This is a genomic window from Lysinibacillus sp. FSL M8-0355 (genome assembly GCF_038008985.1).
GTDB classification, from domain to species: Bacteria; Bacillota; Bacilli; order Bacillales_A; family Planococcaceae; genus Lysinibacillus; species Lysinibacillus fusiformis_D.
The window spans coordinates 2,176,645-2,196,584 of sequence record NZ_JBBPAI010000001.1 but is presented as its reverse complement, the minus strand read 5'-3'; the positions used below and the strand labels follow the sequence as shown (position 1 = coordinate 2,196,584).

At 38.5% G+C, this 19,940-nt stretch carries 20 protein-coding genes; all 20 read right to left on the bottom strand.

Annotation, left to right across the window (positions count from 1 at the left end; translation table 11 throughout):
- Positions 1–15 precede the first annotated feature (15 nt).
- Positions 16–642 (bottom strand): VgrG-related protein, encoded by a 627-nt coding sequence (locus MKY46_RS10760; RefSeq protein WP_340809809.1) that lies wholly within the window; start codon positions 640–642, stop codon positions 16–18.
- Positions 623–2,290: a hypothetical protein gene (locus MKY46_RS10755; protein WP_340808957.1), complete on the bottom strand. Its 1,668-nt coding sequence runs from the start codon at positions 2,288–2,290 to the stop codon at positions 623–625. The genes MKY46_RS10760 and MKY46_RS10755 overlap by 20 nt, the downstream gene beginning before the upstream one ends.
- A gap of 71 nt (positions 2,291–2,361) precedes the next feature.
- A complete protein-coding gene (locus tag MKY46_RS10750) occupies positions 2,362–2,805 on the bottom strand; it encodes a hypothetical protein (protein ID WP_340808956.1) in 444 nt (147 codons plus the stop codon).
- A 15-nt stretch (positions 2,806–2,820) separates the two neighbouring features.
- Positions 2,821–3,867: a hypothetical protein gene (locus MKY46_RS10745; RefSeq protein WP_340808955.1), complete on the bottom strand. Its 1,047-nt coding sequence runs from the start codon at positions 3,865–3,867 to the stop codon at positions 2,821–2,823.
- A 1-nt stretch (position 3,868) separates the two neighbouring features.
- Positions 3,869–5,290 (bottom strand): hypothetical protein, encoded by a 1,422-nt coding sequence (locus tag MKY46_RS10740; RefSeq protein ID WP_340808954.1) that lies wholly within the window; start codon positions 5,288–5,290, stop codon positions 3,869–3,871.
- On the bottom strand, positions 5,283–5,864 hold the full coding sequence (locus MKY46_RS10735; RefSeq protein ID WP_340834135.1) for a phage adaptor protein: 582 nt from the start codon (positions 5,862–5,864) through the stop codon (positions 5,283–5,285). Before MKY46_RS10735 ends, MKY46_RS10740 begins: the two co-directional genes overlap by 8 nt.
- A 302-nt stretch (positions 5,865–6,166) precedes the next feature.
- Complete coding sequence (locus MKY46_RS10730; RefSeq protein ID WP_249645710.1) at positions 6,167–6,331, bottom strand: hypothetical protein; 165 nt, start codon at positions 6,329–6,331, stop codon at positions 6,167–6,169.
- Positions 6,331–6,642, bottom strand: a complete 312-nt coding sequence (locus tag MKY46_RS10725; protein ID WP_340808952.1) for a hypothetical protein — start codon at positions 6,640–6,642, stop codon at positions 6,331–6,333. Before MKY46_RS10725 ends, MKY46_RS10730 begins: the two co-directional genes overlap by 1 nt.
- 24 nt (positions 6,643–6,666) lie before the next feature.
- Positions 6,667–7,995, bottom strand: a complete 1,329-nt coding sequence (locus MKY46_RS10720; RefSeq protein ID WP_340808951.1) for a hypothetical protein — start codon at positions 7,993–7,995, stop codon at positions 6,667–6,669.
- Positions 7,996–8,083: 88 nt separating this feature from the next.
- Positions 8,084–10,906, bottom strand: coding sequence for a hypothetical protein (locus MKY46_RS10715; protein ID WP_340834133.1), 2,823 nt, complete (start codon positions 10,904–10,906; stop codon positions 8,084–8,086).
- Between the two features lie 9 nt (positions 10,907–10,915).
- Entirely contained in the window at positions 10,916–11,491 is a 576-nt protein-coding gene (locus MKY46_RS10710; protein ID WP_249645714.1) for a phage adaptor protein, read from the bottom strand.
- A 15-nt stretch (positions 11,492–11,506) separates the two neighbouring features.
- A complete protein-coding gene (locus MKY46_RS10705; protein WP_340808949.1) occupies positions 11,507–11,923 on the bottom strand; it encodes a hypothetical protein in 417 nt (138 codons plus the stop codon).
- Positions 11,924–11,981: 58 nt separating this feature from the next.
- Positions 11,982–12,557, bottom strand: a complete 576-nt coding sequence (locus tag MKY46_RS10700) for a recombinase family protein (RefSeq protein WP_340808948.1) — start codon at positions 12,555–12,557, stop codon at positions 11,982–11,984.
- Between the two features lie 145 nt (positions 12,558–12,702).
- Positions 12,703–13,857: a phage major capsid protein gene (locus MKY46_RS10695; protein WP_249645717.1), complete on the bottom strand. Its 1,155-nt coding sequence runs from the start codon at positions 13,855–13,857 to the stop codon at positions 12,703–12,705.
- A gap of 19 nt (positions 13,858–13,876) precedes the next feature.
- On the bottom strand, positions 13,877–14,953 hold the full coding sequence (locus MKY46_RS10690) for a hypothetical protein (protein ID WP_249645718.1): 1,077 nt from the start codon (positions 14,951–14,953) through the stop codon (positions 13,877–13,879).
- On the bottom strand, positions 14,950–17,022 hold the full coding sequence (locus tag MKY46_RS10685; RefSeq protein WP_340808947.1) for a portal protein: 2,073 nt from the start codon (positions 17,020–17,022) through the stop codon (positions 14,950–14,952). Before MKY46_RS10685 ends, MKY46_RS10690 begins: the two co-directional genes overlap by 4 nt.
- A 3-nt stretch (positions 17,023–17,025) precedes the next feature.
- Entirely contained in the window at positions 17,026–17,271 is a 246-nt protein-coding gene (locus tag MKY46_RS10680; RefSeq protein WP_340834132.1) for a hypothetical protein, read from the bottom strand.
- A gap of 251 nt (positions 17,272–17,522) precedes the next feature.
- Positions 17,523–17,939 (bottom strand): hypothetical protein, encoded by a 417-nt coding sequence (locus MKY46_RS10675; protein ID WP_340808945.1) that lies wholly within the window; start codon positions 17,937–17,939, stop codon positions 17,523–17,525.
- 32 nt (positions 17,940–17,971) lie between these two features.
- Complete coding sequence (locus MKY46_RS10670; RefSeq protein WP_340808944.1) at positions 17,972–19,333, bottom strand: phage terminase large subunit; 1,362 nt, start codon at positions 19,331–19,333, stop codon at positions 17,972–17,974.
- Between the two features lie 6 nt (positions 19,334–19,339).
- Positions 19,340–19,927, bottom strand: coding sequence for a helix-turn-helix domain-containing protein (locus tag MKY46_RS10665; protein ID WP_340808943.1), 588 nt, complete (start codon positions 19,925–19,927; stop codon positions 19,340–19,342).
- Between the last annotated feature and the right edge of the window lie 13 nt (positions 19,928–19,940).

The following is a 19,940-nucleotide window of genomic DNA, read 5'->3' as shown; positions in this document are numbered from 1 at the left end:
AACGCTAGCAATCTGCTAACGTTTTAACATAGATAAAGCATCGTTTAACTCATTTTTAAAACGATTCAATACACTGTTTTTTATATTTTGTGGTGAAGATTTGAAATAAACATTCACTTTCATACGTTCATTGTAGACTCGCTTCAAAACGTTTTCCCAAGACATACCACTTTTAACCCCTGCATTTTTGAAAATCGTAAACGCTCCACCAGCACCGTGCTGTACACCTATTGACCAAATCATATCTTGTATAGCTGCTGGAACTTTACTAGGGTCTATACCTGTAGCTTTTTGGAATCTAGAAGCAGCAGGATCATAGTGAGTTTGTTTTGCGTAATCATGTTGCGCCGCTTGGAATTTTTCAGGATTTTTAGATGCCTCAGCTTTCCAAGCTTTATCAAATGCTGCCGTACCCGCTTTTAACCCTTTTAATGCACCGCCATATTGATTAGCAAATTTTTGAGCATGTCCACTAGCAGTCGTTAACTGATATGTTCCATATGAAGCTCCACCTATATCACCTTTTGTATGCGCTACAGTACCCGGATTTCCACTAGATTCATACTTTGCTGAAAGCGAACCTAAACCACTATGAGAGCCTCCACTCGAGGTGGAGGACTGCTTAGGGAGTACCGTAAACAGACTTACTCGAACCAGAAGTAGTAGCAGCGTCTTTGATTCCTGGGAATTTGTATTCTAAAGAATCTAATACCGATTTCACATTGACACCATTTTGTGACCATGTAGAAGCTGATTCAGCAATAAAAGCTATCGCCTCACCTATATTTTTAGCTTTTAACGCTTCACCAATGGCTGCATTGGTATTTTGTTCTGCTGTCTTAGCATTGATTTCGAGGTCTGCTAATTGTTGCTTGTACTGTACTTCTGATTGTGTAGCAAAGCGATCAATCTCAATGCGAGCTGCATCTAAATCTAAACCTCTAGATTTTAAATCCGCTTCTATCATTGCTTGCTGTTCCTCAAAATTCATTTTTCTATCAAATGAATTTTCTTCAAAATCCATTTTGCGACCAAACGAATCTCGTTCAAATGCTAATTGATCTTTCTTCAATCCTAGTTCACTATTAAATTGACGTGCTGCTTCAGTTTGTGTACTCATTCGACTTGCATTAGCAGCCGCTTGTTGTGCAGTTACATTCGCACCAAACAATGCATCTGCATTAATGCCCATGGAACTTAATTGAGAACGAAGTTGTTGCGCTCTAGTCGAGTTTCCTAGTTTCTCACTTTTAGTAATGCCACCTTTTTCATTTTCTTGTTTTAGGCGTAACAACTCATTTACTAAAGATTGAGCACCAGTTGGTGTATAACTACCTGTCATTTCCCCAACTGCAAGAGCATTATTGGCTTTCATCTTCTGGTTTTCCATAGTGTTCATCCCTGCACCACCAAGACTATTTAAAGCGTTCATCGCTTGGCGGTACGAAGAATCAGCGCCAAGCATACTAACATCCACACCTTGCGAAACTAATAATTGACGAGCTGCATTTGCGTCTGTATTCGCTTTTTTACGCTGCTCCAATGTTGCACTAGGGTTCTCTGCTATCTGTTTGGCATTTAATATTGCTTGCACCGCATCTTGTGTTCCCTGAGTTAAATATTTACCAGTAACCGCTGCTTCATCTAAAGCAAATTGCTTATCGTAACGACGTTTATCTTCATCAAAACCTTTGTCATATCGAAGATTATCTTCAGCGAAAGTTTGTTGGAATTGACCAGCTCCGATTACTGAACTTAATAGATTCTGTAATGACGCTGCGCTTTGTGACTGCTTGTTGTTAAAGTTTGCAGCAAGCCCCGGAATGGATGCTAACACTGCATCTGACGCACCCTGTTTTATTTGTCCTAAACGATCTGTAGTCACAGCACTATTTAAGATACCTCTTTCATTGAGCAATTCCATAGCTTGCAACCCTGCGGCATCCGCTTGTTTCTGACTTAATTCCACCATAGATTTATAAACAGGGTCTTGGGAAGGGTCATAGTATTGTGAACCACTGGTAGCCCCTGATAATGCTTTCTGTATCATATCTGTTGTCATCCCTAGATAATCTGGTACAGTTTGTTTAGACTGCCATCGTTCATCGACACTTGGGGCATTTGTGACCGATTGGACACTTTGATTATTTTGATTAGGTAGTTTGTTATTAACGGCATTTTGATTATTTGATGCTAATCCACCATTCGGCATATTCGTTCCCTGATTTGCATTTGCTTTCGCCTTAGAATCTTTAAGCCTTTGTGCTGCTTCTTTTAATTTTTGTTGCATTAGGTCTGCGCTACTATTTACCACCACACTCACCAACCTTCCTAATCCGTCTTGTAAAATAAAAAATAACGCTAAGCATCTGCTTGCGTTTCATCTCCACCAACAATATGTGATTTTTCACCTTCTTTATCATCACTTTCGGTAATCCTATCACTGAATTCAGCATATTGATAACAACTACGATTAATTAATATTTCATCACCAACAAGAGCAAAAGCTTTTTTATTAATATCGTTTGTTAACGAGTCTAAAATTGCATCTGATTGGGCTGAAGTAAAGAAAGATATATCCGTAACAGCATCCCTAACTACCACTTTTAGGTTACGATCATCCGCTCCAGCAATTGCCTCTTTTTTCACAACCGCAGCAATTAGGTTTTTAACCATACTCTTTTTACCGATTCTAACAGCAAAAGATTCTGGTTTATTAATTATGATTTCTAGCGATTTTAAGTTCACTCCTGAAACTCTTACTGGAACACTACCGTTAAGCATTAGAATAATATATTCATCCATAAAAAAACGCTCCTTTTAAGTTAATTTAACTGAACCTACTGTACTACCATAGACTTTTACATATAAATAACCGCCAGAAACAGAGATTCCAATCCCTGATGATTCAGCACGAACAAGACCTGACAAATTAGTTGTTGAAGGTACGTTCAACGTGCCGTAAATCGTGTTATAACCATTTAAGGTACTATTAACACTATCAAAGTTTAGATAAGGCGCTGAAAAAGTCATTTGCTCTCCATTGTAGTAGATCCCGTTACCACCACCAAAGTTAACTGATTTACCACCCCAACCAGATGTGCCTAAGTACAAGTTATTACCTATATACGCATCCCTATTCACTCGGATATCAGTAGAACCTTCAATACTACCGTTTATCATTACAGCACCATATAGGTCAATATTTTGCGCCTGAATTTTAACGCTAGTTGCCGTCTGATTAATCAACGATGCGATGGTGTTGCCATTATAATCCGTTTGCGATACTTTTTGACTTATCTGCCAAGACTGCTGACTTATTGTAGATTCTGCGCTAGTAACCCGTGTTCCCAAATTGGATATTGATGTTGATTGAGACGATACAGTAGCCTTTATTTCATCCGCTTTTTGGTTCACCATTGAAACATTATAATTGGTTGTCGCTATATTTCCGTTAATGGTTGTAACTTCCGCTTCAACTTCACTCCTAATGCTGTTAGCTGTTTGAGTGATTTTAGATGACAAGTTATTTTCTAAATCGACTACACTGGTCTTAATCTGGTTTGATTCAATTGTCAAAGTTGCTATCTCACCATTTATTGCTTCTACACTCGCTGTAATCCTATCGTTCGTTACCTCAAAAAGCGCACGAGTATCATAACCTTCTTCAAATTCTGTGTCTGAACCAACCCTTAGATGTTTTGCCGAAATTCTCCCCGCATTAATCACTTCTGCATTAAGTTCTTTTACATTTGTGGTGTCTAAGGATTGTAACAGCCATTGCAATTCTTTCCTTTGCTTTTCTAGAGAATCCAGTATTTCCTCAGAGTTCGTACCAATAACAGGAGAAAAATTAGGAACAGGCATATTATCCCCCTCCTATTCCAAATCGGAACATCTTCGACTGTCGAGCTATTTCATGAATGACCACTTGCCCTTGTCCCTCAATCTTTATTCGCATCCAATTCGCATAAAAACTTTTGTCAACAGGAATATAAATCGGCATAGCTACAATAGCCGTATCAGCATTTATTGTTTTAACCAACGACCAATCTGCATCACCTTGTTGTTGGTTCGAAATATAAATATTCATTGTTGCTCCTATTGGTACATCGGCAACAATCCACAAGCGATACAACCGAGCATGAGCCGCTAACGAGCCATAGGAGAATGGCTTTGTCTCTAGCATATACGGTGTTGCAATTCCAGCATCATCCGTACCGCCCATTTGCAATACTGCACCTTTCACACCAATACACATCTTCTCTTGTTTTCTGCCATAAACCATTGGAACATGTCCCACATCCCAAATATTCCAAATGTCGTATGCAGGATCATATTCTAGCGTTATACTCGGTTCTGTTGCGTTATCTAGCGGCAGACTGATGTAATATCGCTCTCCGTCAGTTCCAGCAGCTACAGCAGACCAAGCATTTTTATTTATACGATTTACGATTTCTTGCACTTTTAGGGAAAAATCCTTTTTCGGTATTGCCCCTCCTGCATAACGATAAATACCGTCATGCGAAAGGAAAAACAATATTCCTCCTACCATGACGGCACTTTGATGACTTACGCATCCAATTTCTTCAGTTATAAGTTGCAACCTAAAATTAATTGGGCCTGTTCCGTATAGTTCATGCATGGAGTGTGGTAAAAATACAACGATTTTCCCCGTCCCTCCTACCACACAACTTATATTCTCCCCACCCTTATTTTCAATCACAATTTGTCCTGACTGGTCTACTGTATTCCAATCCGTAGGTTTTCTCAAAGCTGAGTAATGCAATTCATTTCTTACCGCTCCATATAAACGGTTTTCGTGACTTGTCACAAAATTCAAGCCCGTTGGTGCATTTTCTAAATCAGTTATCGTTGTGCCATCGTACACTTTAACTGCATCTACGCCATTCGATGCAATTAATGCCACATCTGAAAAATTCCCCTTAAAGTTTGTAAAACTCCATTTCGCACTACTGTTTAGCCCCGAGGCTAAATCACTCCAAGACGATTCATTCCACCACTTCCAGACACCGCCTGATATTACATTCAATTGATTTTCTTTATACAAACCAATCCCTGTCACTGGTGCAACTAAATTTCCTAGTTTAATAAAACCCGAACGGACTTTTGCGGCTGGAACACCTTTGGTACTAATATTTTTATTCTTCACCATGATGCTATCGTTCAAAGAAAAGGCATCCCCCGAACTAATGCCCCCAAATTGACGAATGATTTCAGGTGATTGAATACCTTGTATCTCTCCCCACAATCGTTGAGGATTAACCATTTACACCGCCCCCTGTAACTTCAGAACGATTTTTGTATCTTTCCTGAGCTAAACTTAATTGTCCTCGATAGTCATTAGCATAATTATTAGCTAACGGCACATCATTCATTGCTTTAGCAATGCGCTCACACAAAGCTAAGATGTACGCCCAATGAAATTCTATTGGAGCATCTGGCTTTGCTGATAAATCACTTGTTAAATAGGTTGACTCAGTTTTTTTACGGTAACTAATGATTGCTTCGGCATTTACAGTTGGTCTCGGGAATAACGTTAATTGCTGCGTGTCATCATCCAAATTCCAATAATTACGACCTGGTTGTACTTTCTCATATTGGATAGATTCGTACATTACCGATTGATTACGAACATTTTCTATAGCGTGACTACGTATTGTAGATGGTAATGAATAAGTGTCTGTTCCACCTGTAATCATAAAACGAAACACTTTGGGTATACGAACAATTTCAAAAAATTCTACATTGATCTCATTCAACCAAGAAATTTTTTGTGCAATATCAAAAGGATTAGGTACACGCACATCCGCTTCTTTAATAATTTGTTGCAAGGTGAACACCATCACACCCCCATTCTTTTATGCATTTGTAATCAATTGTACTGTTATAGTTACATTAAGTAACCATGCGTAAATACTACGTTTTGAAGCCATGCATAAAATATTGTATAAATACTACTTCCAACGACATTACAAAACATTGATTTAACAGCTTTTCAATAGTTGTTTTAGTTTACATAATTGTACTTTTGGGAAGCTAGAACGAATAAGTATTCATTCAATATTCACTTTATCAATTCAATTGCCTCTAAATAGGTAAAATAAAAAGCATCCTGTAAATAAGGACACTCAATTTCACCTAACTATATACCTTCAGTATTTGCTAGGATATAATCCTCAACAGCGACACGGTAATCTTCGTTTGTAACATCATCAATGACATATACTTGACTTGTCTTTGGATTTAAACCACCTGAAATAATGCGTTCTGCTGCAATTCTTACTACAACTTGATTAATTCCATTCATTATAAAATTCCTCCTACTTCACTGTCTGTTTTTAATAATAAAATATCATCTTCTAATTCTTTAATACGCAACTGCTCTTCTGTCGGTTCTGGAGCTGGATAAAATTCAAAAATAGGTTCTTTTGTTTCTGGATTTATTGCTGCTATGAAGCATTTAGTTGGGTCATAGTACTTGACCTCTAAATCCACATACTTAATTTCACCTTTAATTTCTTGGTGTTCCATAGGCTCTGTTGATTCCCATACTTCTCCTGTTTCCCATAATTTCATCCCCGTAGAGTCATAGAATACTCGATTACCTCGTGTGTACATATTTCCTTCTCCTCTCATTACTTCTTACTTCGCATATGCTCTCACTACATAAGTCATTGCCCCCACTAAAGATGCAACCACAAATCTATTAGGGAATGCTGTATCCTTCTTAATTTTAAAATTATAAGTAGTAGATGAATTAGCATTACCATTAAACCTCATTACCTTCATAGTGCCATTATTATAATAGAAGTCAATTGCTGTTGAAATTAGTATTTCATAACTGTCCCCTGACGTACTTCGCATTTCAATCAAATCTACATCAAAATCGGCAGGTAAATCAAGGTATGCATAATACATAGTAGTTGTACTTGTTGAGGCTGCATATTCAAATGAACCTTGAACATAACCAAAATTTAGTGATGTATATACATATTTCTTTCCTGTAGGTATAGCATTAATGTTAGCAACCATTTGAGCAAACGTAGCGTCTGCTGAGGTAGTTACACCCTTACCAGTAATAGCGGTTGCTAAGTTCTGCTTACTATTACCTACATGTGTAAAAATTGATTGCTGAGGTGGTGTTGTATTAGGTGAATCGTAAGATGTAATTAGATTGTAAGTGATACCCTCTAATATATCACCTGCATTACCATTACTAGTAATAAGTTCGAATTCCATATACAAAGGATTAGCAGTAGCTTTCTTTAATATAGAAATATACGGTCTAAAATCACCTACAACACCTATTGATGTACCCATAAAAAACCTGTTAGCAAAATTGCTAGACAAATGTGTAATGTTAAGGTCTGAGCCTATGGCTGTAGAACCTGCTGTACCTCTATTTACATTATAAACAGCCTCTACCCCACCACCTGCTGCTATTCCTGATTCATATGGTATAGAACCTCTTATCTTGATTAAACCAACTAGAGGGACGTCAGGAAACTTATATTGCAAAGCTTCTTGATTAACATTACCTGCCCACTCAGTATAAACAGGAAAACGCCTGATAGCGTGATTATCATTAATACGTTCTACACCATATTCAGGAGCATCATCGCCACCTACTTCATATGGTGTTAGCCATATAGCGTTTAAATTATAGCGTACAAAGTGTTTAATCATCGTAGGTGATGCAAGTATGATGTCTTGGAATGTGTGTAGTCTGTGCTTGTCTACACGTGTAATAACAAACAATCTAGTAAATGTTGCATCAACCCCTGTCGCTGTCCTCCACGATTCAATATTGAGGTTAGTATCTGCAAAAAATGATTCTCCTGTAGGGTAATCATTAGGTCCGTTAGTTGCTTCAAGGGGATCTATGTTTTTATATAGACCACCCTGCTCAATCATTTGCTGTAGTTCAGTATTCACGTTTCCTAATGCTAATTGATTACCTTCGTATGCCATGCAAATCCTCCTTTACACAATACCTTCATACGTCCTGTCCCTGTTTCGTAGAATACTTGATTATTTTGAGTGTACATTTTCTCCCTCCTTATACTGAGTAAGCTTTAAAACGATAAGTTAAACCATCTGAATAGATAGGTATCCTATACGTACTACTACTAGCAGATATTGACGTATATGCTCTAAAGTTCATATTTGTTTTACCACCACTAGCATTGGCATTGTATGCAGACATCTTAACAATATTAGGTGAATTTCCGTCAGACTCTTTTATTAAAACTGACATAGATTGAACGCTAATATTGTTAAATGAAGTCAGAACAATTATCTCCGCTTCAAATGGTAAGGTTAATTCTACAAAATATTGCAACCCTGCATTAGTACCATCGGCATAGTTAAATGCCGTCATGCTACCTACTGTTGACACTATGTTACCTGCTAAATACTTCTTACCACTTGGTATAGCATTAATGTTTGTTGCCAGTGTATCAAATGTTGCGTCTGCTGCTGTATTCACACCCTTTGTCGTGATGGCAGCAGAGACTTTAGTTTTCCCATCAACGACAGATTGCTTTAAATCTTGAAGGCTAGTCCATACATTTGAATTGTCCATGAACTGAACATTTTTATTGCCTAAAATCCTCAAGGCTACATTACCATTTACCAACATGTTTGCCTCTACCTCATTATTGGATGGCGTTGTCAACGTTCTTATTACAAATTTCTTTTTAGTACCATCTAACGCACTTGATTGCAATGTAATGTCAGGTACAGACTTATCAATAATAAGACTGCCTGACATTGTACCACCTGATTTATTAAACTTCTCATCATTTAACTGCTTCACTGCTTTAGATGTAGCTGCTTTAGTTTCATCATCAAGTGTTAATGAGGTAGAGAAATAAGTAGTAGGTACGGCATCAATCTGACGTTTTATTTCTACACCCATAGCTGCTGATAAAACTTTATTAGCATCGTCAGTAGTAAGATTGTTTACAATCTCAGCACCACCACTATTAATTAAATCTTGTACTGATTGTTCTAAGCGATCCATGCCTATAGTCAATGGTGTAATGCGCGTACCAGTAATTGTTTCAGTAGGTCCGAACGGCATGTTACTAAAGATTGCAATAGATACGTTGTTATCCGTAATAGCTACCATTGGATTATCAGGAATATTGAGTACATAGTTTGGTGCTACACCCGTTACTGACCATGATAAAGTCGGAAGATACACCCCGTTGTGAAACACTAATAACGAGTCTGTAGAAGGGTCATAGTTACCATTAGGTATATTCCATGATTTTTGATTTTCAGTGGTTGTAGCAAGCTTCAATGGGTTTATATTAGTAATTCCTCCGCCACTTCCATCTGAACCTCCGCCACCTTCAATCCATCCAGTGTCAGCAATATTAGTTGTGCCATCATGAGTGATAACACGTGTATAAGTAATACCTGATGAGATTTTAACAACTTCAAGCAACTTCAACGTGTTAAAGCTATCTTCATTTAGGTACACACTACCGAAGTACGGTTCTTGCGTGGGCAAGAATGCAGAATTATCAGCAGTGACATAAAACTGACCACTAACTGCCATTTGAGAGTATTCAGTTTCTGTGATGTTTTTCAAGTCTGAGGCCGCATACCCTGACGCTTCAAGTACATCTTTTAGATTCTGAATATGTGTATCTGTTTCACTTTCTGTATATGCCCCGACATCTGATGCATCTAATGTTACTGCACCTGTTGCATCAGGACTTTTACCATTGACCTTCTGAACAGCATCTTGCTGAAGCTCTAACTCGACATTGCCATTTTCGTCAGGATACTTTCCATTTACCGAACTAACTGCCCCAGTACCATCAATACCTTTTTGAGCAAGGCAAGACCAATCTTCCCCTTCTGTTGGTACAACTCCTTGATTTTCACGCACCGCTTGCCAAGTAGAGCCGTTGAATGTCACAATATTATTTTTTTCATACACAGTTGTATTATTCCATTGTCGCTTATTGCCCCAACCTTTTATTGCCTCAGACGCTTGATTAGCTGTATCTGTCGCTTCAACTGCATTTACAATAGCTACTTCAGTAGCTTCAACTGCATTTGTGACTGCAATATCTGCCGCTTCAATTGTATTAGCAATAGCAATATCCGCTTCATTCAATTTTTCAGTCACAGTACTACTCAAATCTTCTTTAACAATATTAATATCTCGAACTGCTTGATTAGCACTTTCTGTAGCTGTATTAGACTCATCAATAACTACATTGACAGCTTCAATAGCTTGATCTATTTGGTTTAAAGATGAATTAACATTTTCGATAGCTCTTTCTGTTGCTATTACTGCTTCTTGAGCTTCATAAGCAGCTCTTTGTGCTGCATCTACAGCACTTTGAACATCCGATGCAGCTTGATTAGCCTTATCAGCAGCACTATTGGCATTTGTGATTGCTTCATGCACTTCGTCTACATTCAAATAAACACCATCATATTTAGCTTTCAATTTCAAATAACCGTATAAATTTCTGTGGTCAACAGGTACACCTATAATTCCATTTGCGTCTACTGGAATTGTCCATAGTCGCATGTAGTTTTCAAATGGCTCTGTCTCACCAAACACATAACCCTTTTCGTCCAGAAAACCCACATAATAAGTTGTGTTGTACTTTGTGATACGAAACTCTTTTATAAATGCTCTCCATAGTTGGTCATTCAACGAAACAATACTTTCATCCAGTAAAATTTTATAAACATCTACCGTATCAAATGTTAAATTTCCACCATAGATAACATAGTCGTCTAAGAAAAATCCAAAAGACTCCAAACGAACATCATTTAAATATCCGTTGTTTTGTTGGAACTCTAGCAATCTTTGAGCTGATTTACTTGTTGCAGCAGCAACCTTCGTCATTCTACTCACCTACCTCCATAATCTTGTCTGTACAACCCTTTTCCGATTGTTCGGGCGTAGCTTCCGTTTCGCTTCTTCTTGCAACGCATACATTTGCTGTTGTACTTGCCCGCTTATATCTAGCAATTGCAATGACCGTGCCACCCGAAACGCTACGCCATAAGTTAGAATCTCATGAAAGTCTTTCGGAAATTCTGGTTCTTCTTCTTGCATGTCCAACCGCATATCTCTAGGTTCAGGCTTATAAACTATTGATACCTGTTTTTCTTGTACTGGCACAGGATAAAACCAAATATTATCGTCAATTATTGTCCAACATCTATCTTGTAAATCTTCAGTCATAGAAACATAGTCATACTCTAAATCATCAACTGTTACACTTAAAATCCGCTCCCTAGAGCAATTTTCAGGAAGTGGGTATATATCTACATTAGGCTGTTGAGCAAAGGCGTATGAAGTATCTGGAAAGCCAAAATCACGATACAATTGCCGTTGCGTTTCATTGAGCCATCGCACTTTTATTTCATCGCTTATGCTGTTAGGAATCATCAAGTTTACATCCAGCAGAATATCCTTCAGCTTCATCTTCTCACCCCCTCCCTATAGCCAAGCATCTTTAGCAAACATGGATTTTGTTTCACTAGCCACAGCACGCAACCAATTTTTATACTCCCGTTGCTTTTGTTTTTCATTCATTTCTTCTTGTCTTTCAATACGTTCAAATATCTTTCGTCCGTGTACTTTAATGTCATTATCGTAAACGTGATGTAGCGTTCTAATGTCTAATTCTTTATATGGTATGGTTGTTTGGAATGTGTCTTTAGGAGAAGCGATCATAGGAGCATATTCAAGGCTATGGATTTCAAATGCCTTTTTTCTTTTATTAAATACAATAAACATACCTTTGTCGTAATCATCAATGCGGCTAGATATATTGAATACATCATTTTCAATAAGAATTAAATCATGATCCTTGAATAATACCGCTTGTATTTGATTTCTTTTTGTTTCTTTCACCTAGAAACACCTTCCCTTTTCATTTATGTACAATATAAAAACGACTGAACATTTAAGCTCAATCGTTTATCATTTTTGATTCTTTTCTTTTTCTAACTTCCCGCGCTAAAGTCGCTATCGAAATATTCGTTAAGGCTCCAACTTCTTTATAGCTATTACTTTCCAGAAGTTTAAGTGCATGGTCGAGTTGCTTCTTTGTATATTTCTTTGGTCTACCTTCCCTGAAATCAGCACGCTGTTTAGCGATTACCTTACCCTCTTGCGTTCGCTCTATGATAAGATTACGCTCCATTTCCGCAACTGCCAATAGTGTAGTAAGGAAGAAGCGACCCATAGTTGTATTCTCTAGCAGCCCTACATTAAGCACGTGCACTTTCACATTCTTTGCAAATAATTTCTCAATCACTTCAATACCTTCACGTGTATTACGTGCTAATCGGTCTAGCTTTGTCACAACCAACGTGTCACCTTCACTTAATTGTGATAGTAAATCATTGAAAATAGGACGCTCTGTTGTAGTGCCAGTAAATTTTTCTGTTAGTATTTCTTCGCAACCTTCATGCTGTAACGCTTGAATTTGCGCTTCTAAATCTTGATTAACAGTCGATACTCGACCATAACCGTATTTTGTCATATTAACCCCTCCACTTATGATAATAAGTTTTGATAAAGATTATGATGCTATCTTATCAAGTCAGGAGTCCATTGTCAAAACTATTGAGTTATGATAATGAGAATATGAAAAAAGAGAAGGTTTCCCCTCTCCTTTTTTTAAAAAATTACGCTTCTGTAATACCACTCATTTTAAATGAACCAGCAGGCTTGTTCATACCCAAATCCATGTAGCGTGCTAAGATTGCTGACCAAACTGCTTTGTTTGGTACACGTGATAAAATTGCACCATCTTCATCTAACCAATTCCAATCCATAATGTGATACAGCTTAAATGTATCCATATCTAAACCGTAAAGAACACCTTCAGGAGCGTATTTACTAACTGTCATTGGTTTATCATTATAAAGCAATACATCATAGCCGCCTTTTAACTTCATCGTGTCTGTAGTACGTTTAGTAGCTAATAACAACTCTTGATATGCACGACGCACACCATACGTCGTTGCCATCAAGTTAACTTTACCACCAGCTCGACGATCCGCTTCATCAATCGCTTCTTGAATCTTCACTTCACTAATAGTGCCCACGTTATTAACAACAGTTGGATTAAACCATTTATTTTTAGTTCTGTCGATACCATACAACACGTTATCAGGAGTAAAGATAGCATCTAACCCCGTTAACTCTAATCCAAAGTTTCCAGCACGAGTAACAATATCTGTATTACCCGTTGTTACTGGCGCACCTGTGATTGTAATAGTATTATTTGCATCGTCAACCACTGTGATTTCACGATTATCTGCCAACACAACACCCGTAGCAGCCGTTACAATGTCAACAATTTGTCCCTCCGCAAAAAACCTAGTATCGTCAACCTCTATTTCATTAGAAGCCGTATTTACACCACACGTAGCCATTTTCCCTGTACTATCACCAAAAAGCTGACGTTCTATGTCATCCTTCGCATCAGTTAACGCATCTTCTAAGTCTGCCTCTAATAAAGAAATGAAAGCCCCATCACCTCTGGACGCTCGCATTGTTTTATCAGAAATTTGAATGTGCCCAAATATATTCTTTGTTTCCCATTTGGCTTGTTTTGTTTGGCGTGAACGTGGAGTTGGCAAATCCCCATCATCTGTACGGTTACCAATACCACCATGGCGACCATATCTAAGAGCCATTCGAATTTCTGAACCCACAACAGATTTTTGGTCACGATCCATAACTGCTAGAATCGGGTTTGCGTTATTTAGTTGATATTGAAGTCCCGGTAAGTAATAAAGTTTTAATGCTTCTTGCGCTTGTTTCATGTTTGTCATATTCCTTCACCTCTTATAATTATTCCATTCCAAAGTGTTTTCTAGCCGCTTTTGACCCCTCAGCTATTGTGCGTGGACGATGTTCTCCTAAGCTAGTAGGAGTTTGAGATACTTGTTGCGCCATAACTACTGGGGGTTGAGTTTGCAACTTTGTTTGTTGATAGGTTTGTAATACCATATTACGAATTTGTTCATTTTGAATGATTTGTTGTTGGAAGCTTGCATCATTCAAAAGTTGTTCTGGTTGCGGAGATGGTTGGGCTGCACGTCCTTTAGCCATAAAATACAGATTATCAATTGCATTAGGCAACTCTGCTAGTTGTGGATTTTCTTGCAATAATGTCTGCATAGTATCAGTGTAATCATCAAAATCTTGATAACGTGCTTTTGCATCTGTTAATTGTTGGTTAATTTCACGTTCCTGTTGTATTGGCCCAACCACATCATTTACACGCTGCTGAACAAGTGCCTCAATCCGTTGACGTTCGATTTCTTGGACTTCAGGCTGTTCGTTCCACCATTTATCCGCTTCAAATTTATTTTCATACATACGTTCCTGATATTCTTCATGAAGCTGTTGCATACGTGTTGGATCAATCGTTTGTTGTTGTGGGACTTGTTGTTGCTGCATCGGCTGTTGCTGTTGCTGTTGCATCACTGTCTGATATTGTCCCAATAACTGACGTGCTTGTTCTAATTCTTGCGATTGCATTTGGAGGTTTTGATTTAATTGAGTGTAGTCTTGGTACAACTCTCTTACATCGTCACCATATACTTTCACTTCACGCTCACCAAACTTTAGAACTTCATCTTGTGGTTGCTGTTGTTGTATTTGTTGCTCTTGTCCATCACCTACAATCTGTTGCTGTTGTTCACCTCCTTGCAATGTAGAGGTTTCAGGAGATTGAATATCACTAATCAAAGGATTAGGTTGCTCTGTAAAACGTGAAAATGTGCTGTTATTATCATCAGCAAAAGGATGTGGCTCTTGCGGTGTTGGTTCTGCCGCAAACGGATGTCCATCCCCATCAGCAAAATACTGTAAATCCAATGTCATATACGTTTCAAACGGTTGTTTCATCCAATTCCATTTCATTTTTCTTTACCTCCATTAATTGGTTGAGCCTGCTGTTGCATGGCTATCTGTTGTTGTAACTGTTGCATTTGTCGCATCACGATACGTTGTTCGTGCATAGCAATATGTTCTCTTACCATTTGGTCAATCTCTAAGCCCTGCGGCGAATTTAATAAATCTTCATATTCCGCACTCATTCTTAAACGATTATGCACTTCAATGTGTAGTGCATCGTCGTCATAATCATTTAGCAAGGTTGGTTGAGCCTGCTTAAATCTCATGTTTTCACGCTTCGCTTTTTGCTCCTGCAAGCGGTGCACTTCCAACATGCTACCTTCCCAGTTCCCAAATTCGAGCATTTCAAGTATTTTTTCTCTGGCTTCATTGCTTATAGGGGACGCTTCTTCCTTGTTAAACAAACCTCCGCCAAGCATATCGAATACCATTTGCCTGCGTTGAGCTGGTGTTTCGGCAAGTGCCGAACTATTTTCAATAATTACGTCATCGGACTTTAATTGCGAAACGGTCCAATCGGACACTTCCACATCCTTATCACGCCCCACAGTACGCAAAACTCGTGGCTCTTGAACAAATTGTCGGTACAATCTCAACCACTGTTTGCCCATAAGCTTTACACACTGAGCTAAATTTGCGGCAGTATTGCTTATACGTGTATTATCCTGTTCATTGGCTATGGAAAGTGCAACACCTGACTTAACTCCACTTGGAGCTTGGGAATATCGAGAAAGCTCAGACACACCTGAAATAGCTGTAAATTCGTTTAAAAGTGTCTGTATTTCGTTCTCAAACGACGCTGGTAAGTTAGGGAATGATACAGGCTCTGGTTTTCCACTTGCTGGACGATAACGGATTATGTTACCTGGGCTATTATCTAACTCAACATCTTCATCCAATGCCCCTTCAGGCTCATACCATTGCCCAATAGCGACAAGATTTAGATACTCAGCTTTCCGATTACGTAATGCGTTGTATCTACGTTGGATTGGTATAATTCTTTCAAGTACAGATGCACCCCAAAATTGACCAGGCTTTTTAATTGATCGTGCCAAAACAAATGGGAAATCCCGCTTCTCATCGTCACCTACCTTGTAAGGCAACTCACTCAAAGACAACACTTTCTTGTTTGCAACCACAATAAAACGCCCGTTTGGATATTTCTTTGTCGGGCGTTCATAATATTCTTTTACAACTGCATGATTTTTTAATTGCATTGATTTCCCTCGGTATCCACCGACACTGTAACCAACGCCTCCCAATCCTGCTTGCATTTGTTGTAGCGACATAACATCGACTTTTTCAGGTTCTACTTGGACGCCCCATATTTCTTCTATGTCCCTTATGTCATATGCTTTAGCGTGTATGATGCTATGACAGGCTTGCAAAGAAGCAGCATAGTTATTGTCAGGGAAAAATTCGTATGGCGACACAATACAGACGTCCATATCTCCCTCTTTCAATTCAACTTCTTCATATTCACCTTCAAGCATTTCGCTTGCTTGTTCTGTATCTCCATTTGAAGCTTTGTTTTCTTGCTGCTCTTTCGGCACTCTCATTATCATGACTGTTCGACCTCTATCTTTATTCCAAGCATTCTTAATGAGTGCTGTACCCGTTAACTCTGTCCAAGCACATAAATCATCCCATATGACATCCATATTCCCGTCATACCACGTTGACTGCAATAAACTCGATGATACCCTTGCAGCGGAAATATCACCGTCCTCCTGTGATGCTGGACGTACTTTAAGCATCGGTATCGTTCTTGATAATTGAGCCACACGTGTTTCATAAATCGTAGCCATCTGATTAAATACTTCTCTCTCCTGATACCAATATAGTTTCGGGATTTCTTGAATAGAAACAGACGTAGGGTCAATATCTAAAAACTGATTGCCATTTAAAAATTCGGTATTGAGTCGCCATTGAAGCTCAAAAGGCAAACGTTCTGATTTACGACGCTCATATTCTTGTTGAACAAATTCTGCTATTTGGTCATCGTACTTGTCCTCATGACTTCTACCAACGTTTTTAATTCCTGTAACCATTTTTTTAATCGCACCTACTACCAATCATCACACCTCCCTATCTTCACCATATAACCGTCGGTATGAAGTTTTAATTCGTTTTTGCAGTAAGTTAGTGCCTCGTTTTGGTTTGTTACTGTTCTCATCATCTCCACCGTTTTTTGTAATGTACGTATATTCGTGGAGATCACGAGCCATGAGTCGAGTGTATAAGTCCTTTCGTTCCCTGCTATGGATAATCGCTTGTAGCAAGATAACAAGTAACAGTACAATAATCACAACTGAGCTAATCATTTGCTTCATCCCTTTGTTTTCTTATTCAAATTTTGAATATGATATTAGTTTTAGGTTTACATAATAATAGTTTCCGGAAGTTATATATTCTGCAAACGTTGTTATATCAGCGTTTTTAAAACTTCCATTTTTATTGATTATGCATGATTTTATACATTGTTGATTTATCGGGCTTTATAAGGCTTGCTCTAAATTATTTCCCAAGTTTTAATGCATAAAATTTCTTAGTCTTTTTTTAGAAAAATGCTACATCATTCCACTGTTTTTAATATCGCATCCTTACGTGCTTGGACAGTTGCTCCCTCTGCTTTAGTTGGTATGCCTTGCAAATCATACTCTTCTACGACTTTGTTTACTTCCGCATGTGTACGAGCATCAGCTACTGCTTCAGCTAACCCTTCCGCATGTACTGATGGACTTGTAGCATCAACCGCTACTTCAACCAACTCACCCACATTTACCGATGGGCTTGTAGCTTCCGTTTCAACTGGATATTGTGCCCGAATTGATTGAACTAACTCATCTATACACTTATCACACAACACATAGGATACATTTAACGGTGCATCAGGGCGACCAACGTATTTAGTTGCCCTTTCACCGCAAGCATATGTTGAACAGCGATTAATGTAACCTCTTTCGAATAGTTGTACTTGATTAACCTTCAAACCAATTCCTCCTTAAAACATAAAGCAGCACACTAAATCAATCGCTTAGTGTGCTGCTTACTTTTTTTAATTGCTTGTTTTTTAAGTTTACCTATTGTAGTTTCATTGCTTGGTGCAGTCTTAGACTTTATTGGTCTAGACATAAGCGAGTACCTTGTTTCATCTACCGCATGATCTTCTAATGAATCATCCAAATCTTCTACATTTTTTTCATCATAAATCATCATCGGTATGGTGCGTATTGTATCCGCACAATTTTCAAAGACCATAAACCAAGGCTCTCCATCTGGCGCATCTTTAAGATACTCTCTCAACCTTTGCCATCCAACGATACGAGAAATATCTGCCTTTTCTAGCGGTACACCATTTTGCGCAAAAGTTTCAGCAATCGACTCACCTTGCGCATTGTCATTACCTCGCTTCTGCCAGCAATCATGCCCCGCTACCGTATATCTAATTTTTTCACCTTGCGATAGTTCAACAACCTTTTTAGCTATATCAGATGCTAGCATTTCACGCACGTATAGTTGACGGTATTTGTAAACATGCCCTTCTTCATCTACTGCATACCAACCAATAGAACAATTATCATTAAAGCCCCAGTCCATTGCACGCCACTTACGCCAGTGGTCAGGTATTTCAAACGGCTTAATGACATGCTTTTCACGTATCCATTCCGTAAAGTATTGTCCTGAGAATATGTCCCAATCCCCATGCAAGAAAGCACGACGCTCATTTTCAGGCAAGTGCTCTAGCCGCTTTACGTAGTTAGGGTCATTCGCCATTAAAACAACATTGTCATATACAGATGCAGGAATAAACTGCATTTTCCCACCTGTAATTGGGTCAATTAAAATTTTTTCACCGTAGTTTGTTCCAAGGACAAAATCCTCTTTTACCCACGCATGACCACGACCACCAGGGTTACAAGTACCTCTAAAACGTGGCGGAAATCCTTTTGGTGAACGCAAACAAGATAAGAGTATTTGAATCCAAGCTTTATCAAACTTCGTTAACTCATCTACTCCTACAAAGTCCATTGAACGCCCTTGATACCTATCAGCATCTTTCTTACTACTTATAAAACGAAACATAACTTTCGTGCCATTATAAAGAGTAGCTATATGTTTTGACTCGTTGTACTTATACAGTTCGCTGGGCCATTTAGCTTTCATTTCACTGATTAGATTGGCTTCTAAGTCGTCATAAGTCTCACGGAATAGATATATCTTAGCCCCCGGATACTCGATACCATACGCTAATGCCTCCATGACAATAGCGCATGATTTACCGCCACCCTTTGCACCACCGTATACTAGCTGGTCTGCGTCAGACGCATGAAACAGGGCTTGTTTTTCGTTTGGTTCATAATCAATGGTTATGGTTTGCGTCATCCTTCATCACCCCTTCTCACCCTTTTTAGGAGGTCTAGGAATGTTAAACAATACATCCACTGGACCGCCACCAGCACCCGTAATTTCATTTTGTTGCTTATCTCGCCAATCGTCAGGCTTGCGGTTCTTTAACCAGAAAATTTGAGCAGTTACGTCAGGTGCTACTTCTTTCGTTTTTTCCTCTACCAACACACTTTTAAATTTCGATACACTCATTTCAACAAGCTTTATTTCTTCCAATGTCGCTTCTGGGTGATCTAGCTTGTATTGATTAACAGCAATTTGTTTTCTTACATAGTGTTCTTCCGCCGCCATCTCCACCTGAGCAAATTTTCGCTCCAAGTATTCGTAACCTAAAGCCCGCTTCAATAAGGAATTTTCTACCATTATATCAACGACTTCCTTACCTCTTTTAAGGGTGTCCGATATGTCCGAATACTTCCTTTTCCATTCATTTAATGTGGAACGACTAATTCCCATATTATGGGCTATTTGTTCATCTGTTAAGCCATTCCTAGCCCAACCTTCAATCTTCAATAAACCTTCTTTTGTAAGCCATTCAGTGTATTTACCTCTGGTCTTAGCCTTATTCATTTTCCCAATGGCA

What these genes read in the sequence shown, in the direction of transcription:
- MKY46_RS10755 (WP_340808957.1), bottom strand. Translation starts at nt 2,290, where the DNA reads ATGCAACAAAAATTAAAAGAAGCAGCACAAAGGCTTAAAGATTCTAAG.
- MKY46_RS10750 (WP_340808956.1), bottom strand. Translation starts at nt 2,805, where the DNA reads ATGGATGAATATATTATTCTAATGCTTAACGGTAGTGTTCCAGTAAGA.
- MKY46_RS10745 (WP_340808955.1), bottom strand. Translation starts at nt 3,867, where the DNA reads ATGCCTGTTCCTAATTTTTCTCCTGTTATTGGTACGAACTCTGAGGAA.
- MKY46_RS10740 (WP_340808954.1), bottom strand. Translation starts at nt 5,290, where the DNA reads ATGGTTAATCCTCAACGATTGTGGGGAGAGATACAAGGTATTCAATCA.
- MKY46_RS10730 (WP_249645710.1), bottom strand. Translation starts at nt 6,331, where the DNA reads ATGAATGGAATTAATCAAGTTGTAGTAAGAATTGCAGCAGAACGCATT.
- MKY46_RS10725 (WP_340808952.1), bottom strand. Translation starts at nt 6,642, where the DNA reads ATGTACACACGAGGTAATCGAGTATTCTATGACTCTACGGGGATGAAA.
- MKY46_RS10720 (WP_340808951.1), bottom strand. Translation starts at nt 7,995, where the DNA reads ATGGCATACGAAGGTAATCAATTAGCATTAGGAAACGTGAATACTGAA.
- MKY46_RS10715 (WP_340834133.1), bottom strand. Translation starts at nt 10,906, where the DNA reads ATGACGAAGGTTGCTGCTGCAACAAGTAAATCAGCTCAAAGATTGCTA.
- MKY46_RS10710 (WP_249645714.1), bottom strand. Translation starts at nt 11,491, where the DNA reads ATGAAGCTGAAGGATATTCTGCTGGATGTAAACTTGATGATTCCTAAC.
- MKY46_RS10700 (WP_340808948.1), bottom strand. Translation starts at nt 12,557, where the DNA reads ATGACAAAATACGGTTATGGTCGAGTATCGACTGTTAATCAAGATTTA.
- MKY46_RS10695 (WP_249645717.1), bottom strand. Translation starts at nt 13,857, where the DNA reads ATGACAAACATGAAACAAGCGCAAGAAGCATTAAAACTTTATTACTTA.
- MKY46_RS10690 (WP_249645718.1), bottom strand. Translation starts at nt 14,953, where the DNA reads ATGAAATGGAATTGGATGAAACAACCGTTTGAAACGTATATGACATTG.
- MKY46_RS10680 (WP_340834132.1), bottom strand. Translation starts at nt 17,271, where the DNA reads ATGATTAGCTCAGTTGTGATTATTGTACTGTTACTTGTTATCTTGCTA.
- MKY46_RS10670 (WP_340808944.1), bottom strand. Translation starts at nt 19,333, where the DNA reads ATGACGCAAACCATAACCATTGATTATGAACCAAACGAAAAACAAGCC.
- MKY46_RS10665 (WP_340808943.1), bottom strand. Translation starts at nt 19,927, where the DNA reads ATGAATAAGGCTAAGACCAGAGGTAAATACACTGAATGGCTTACAAAA.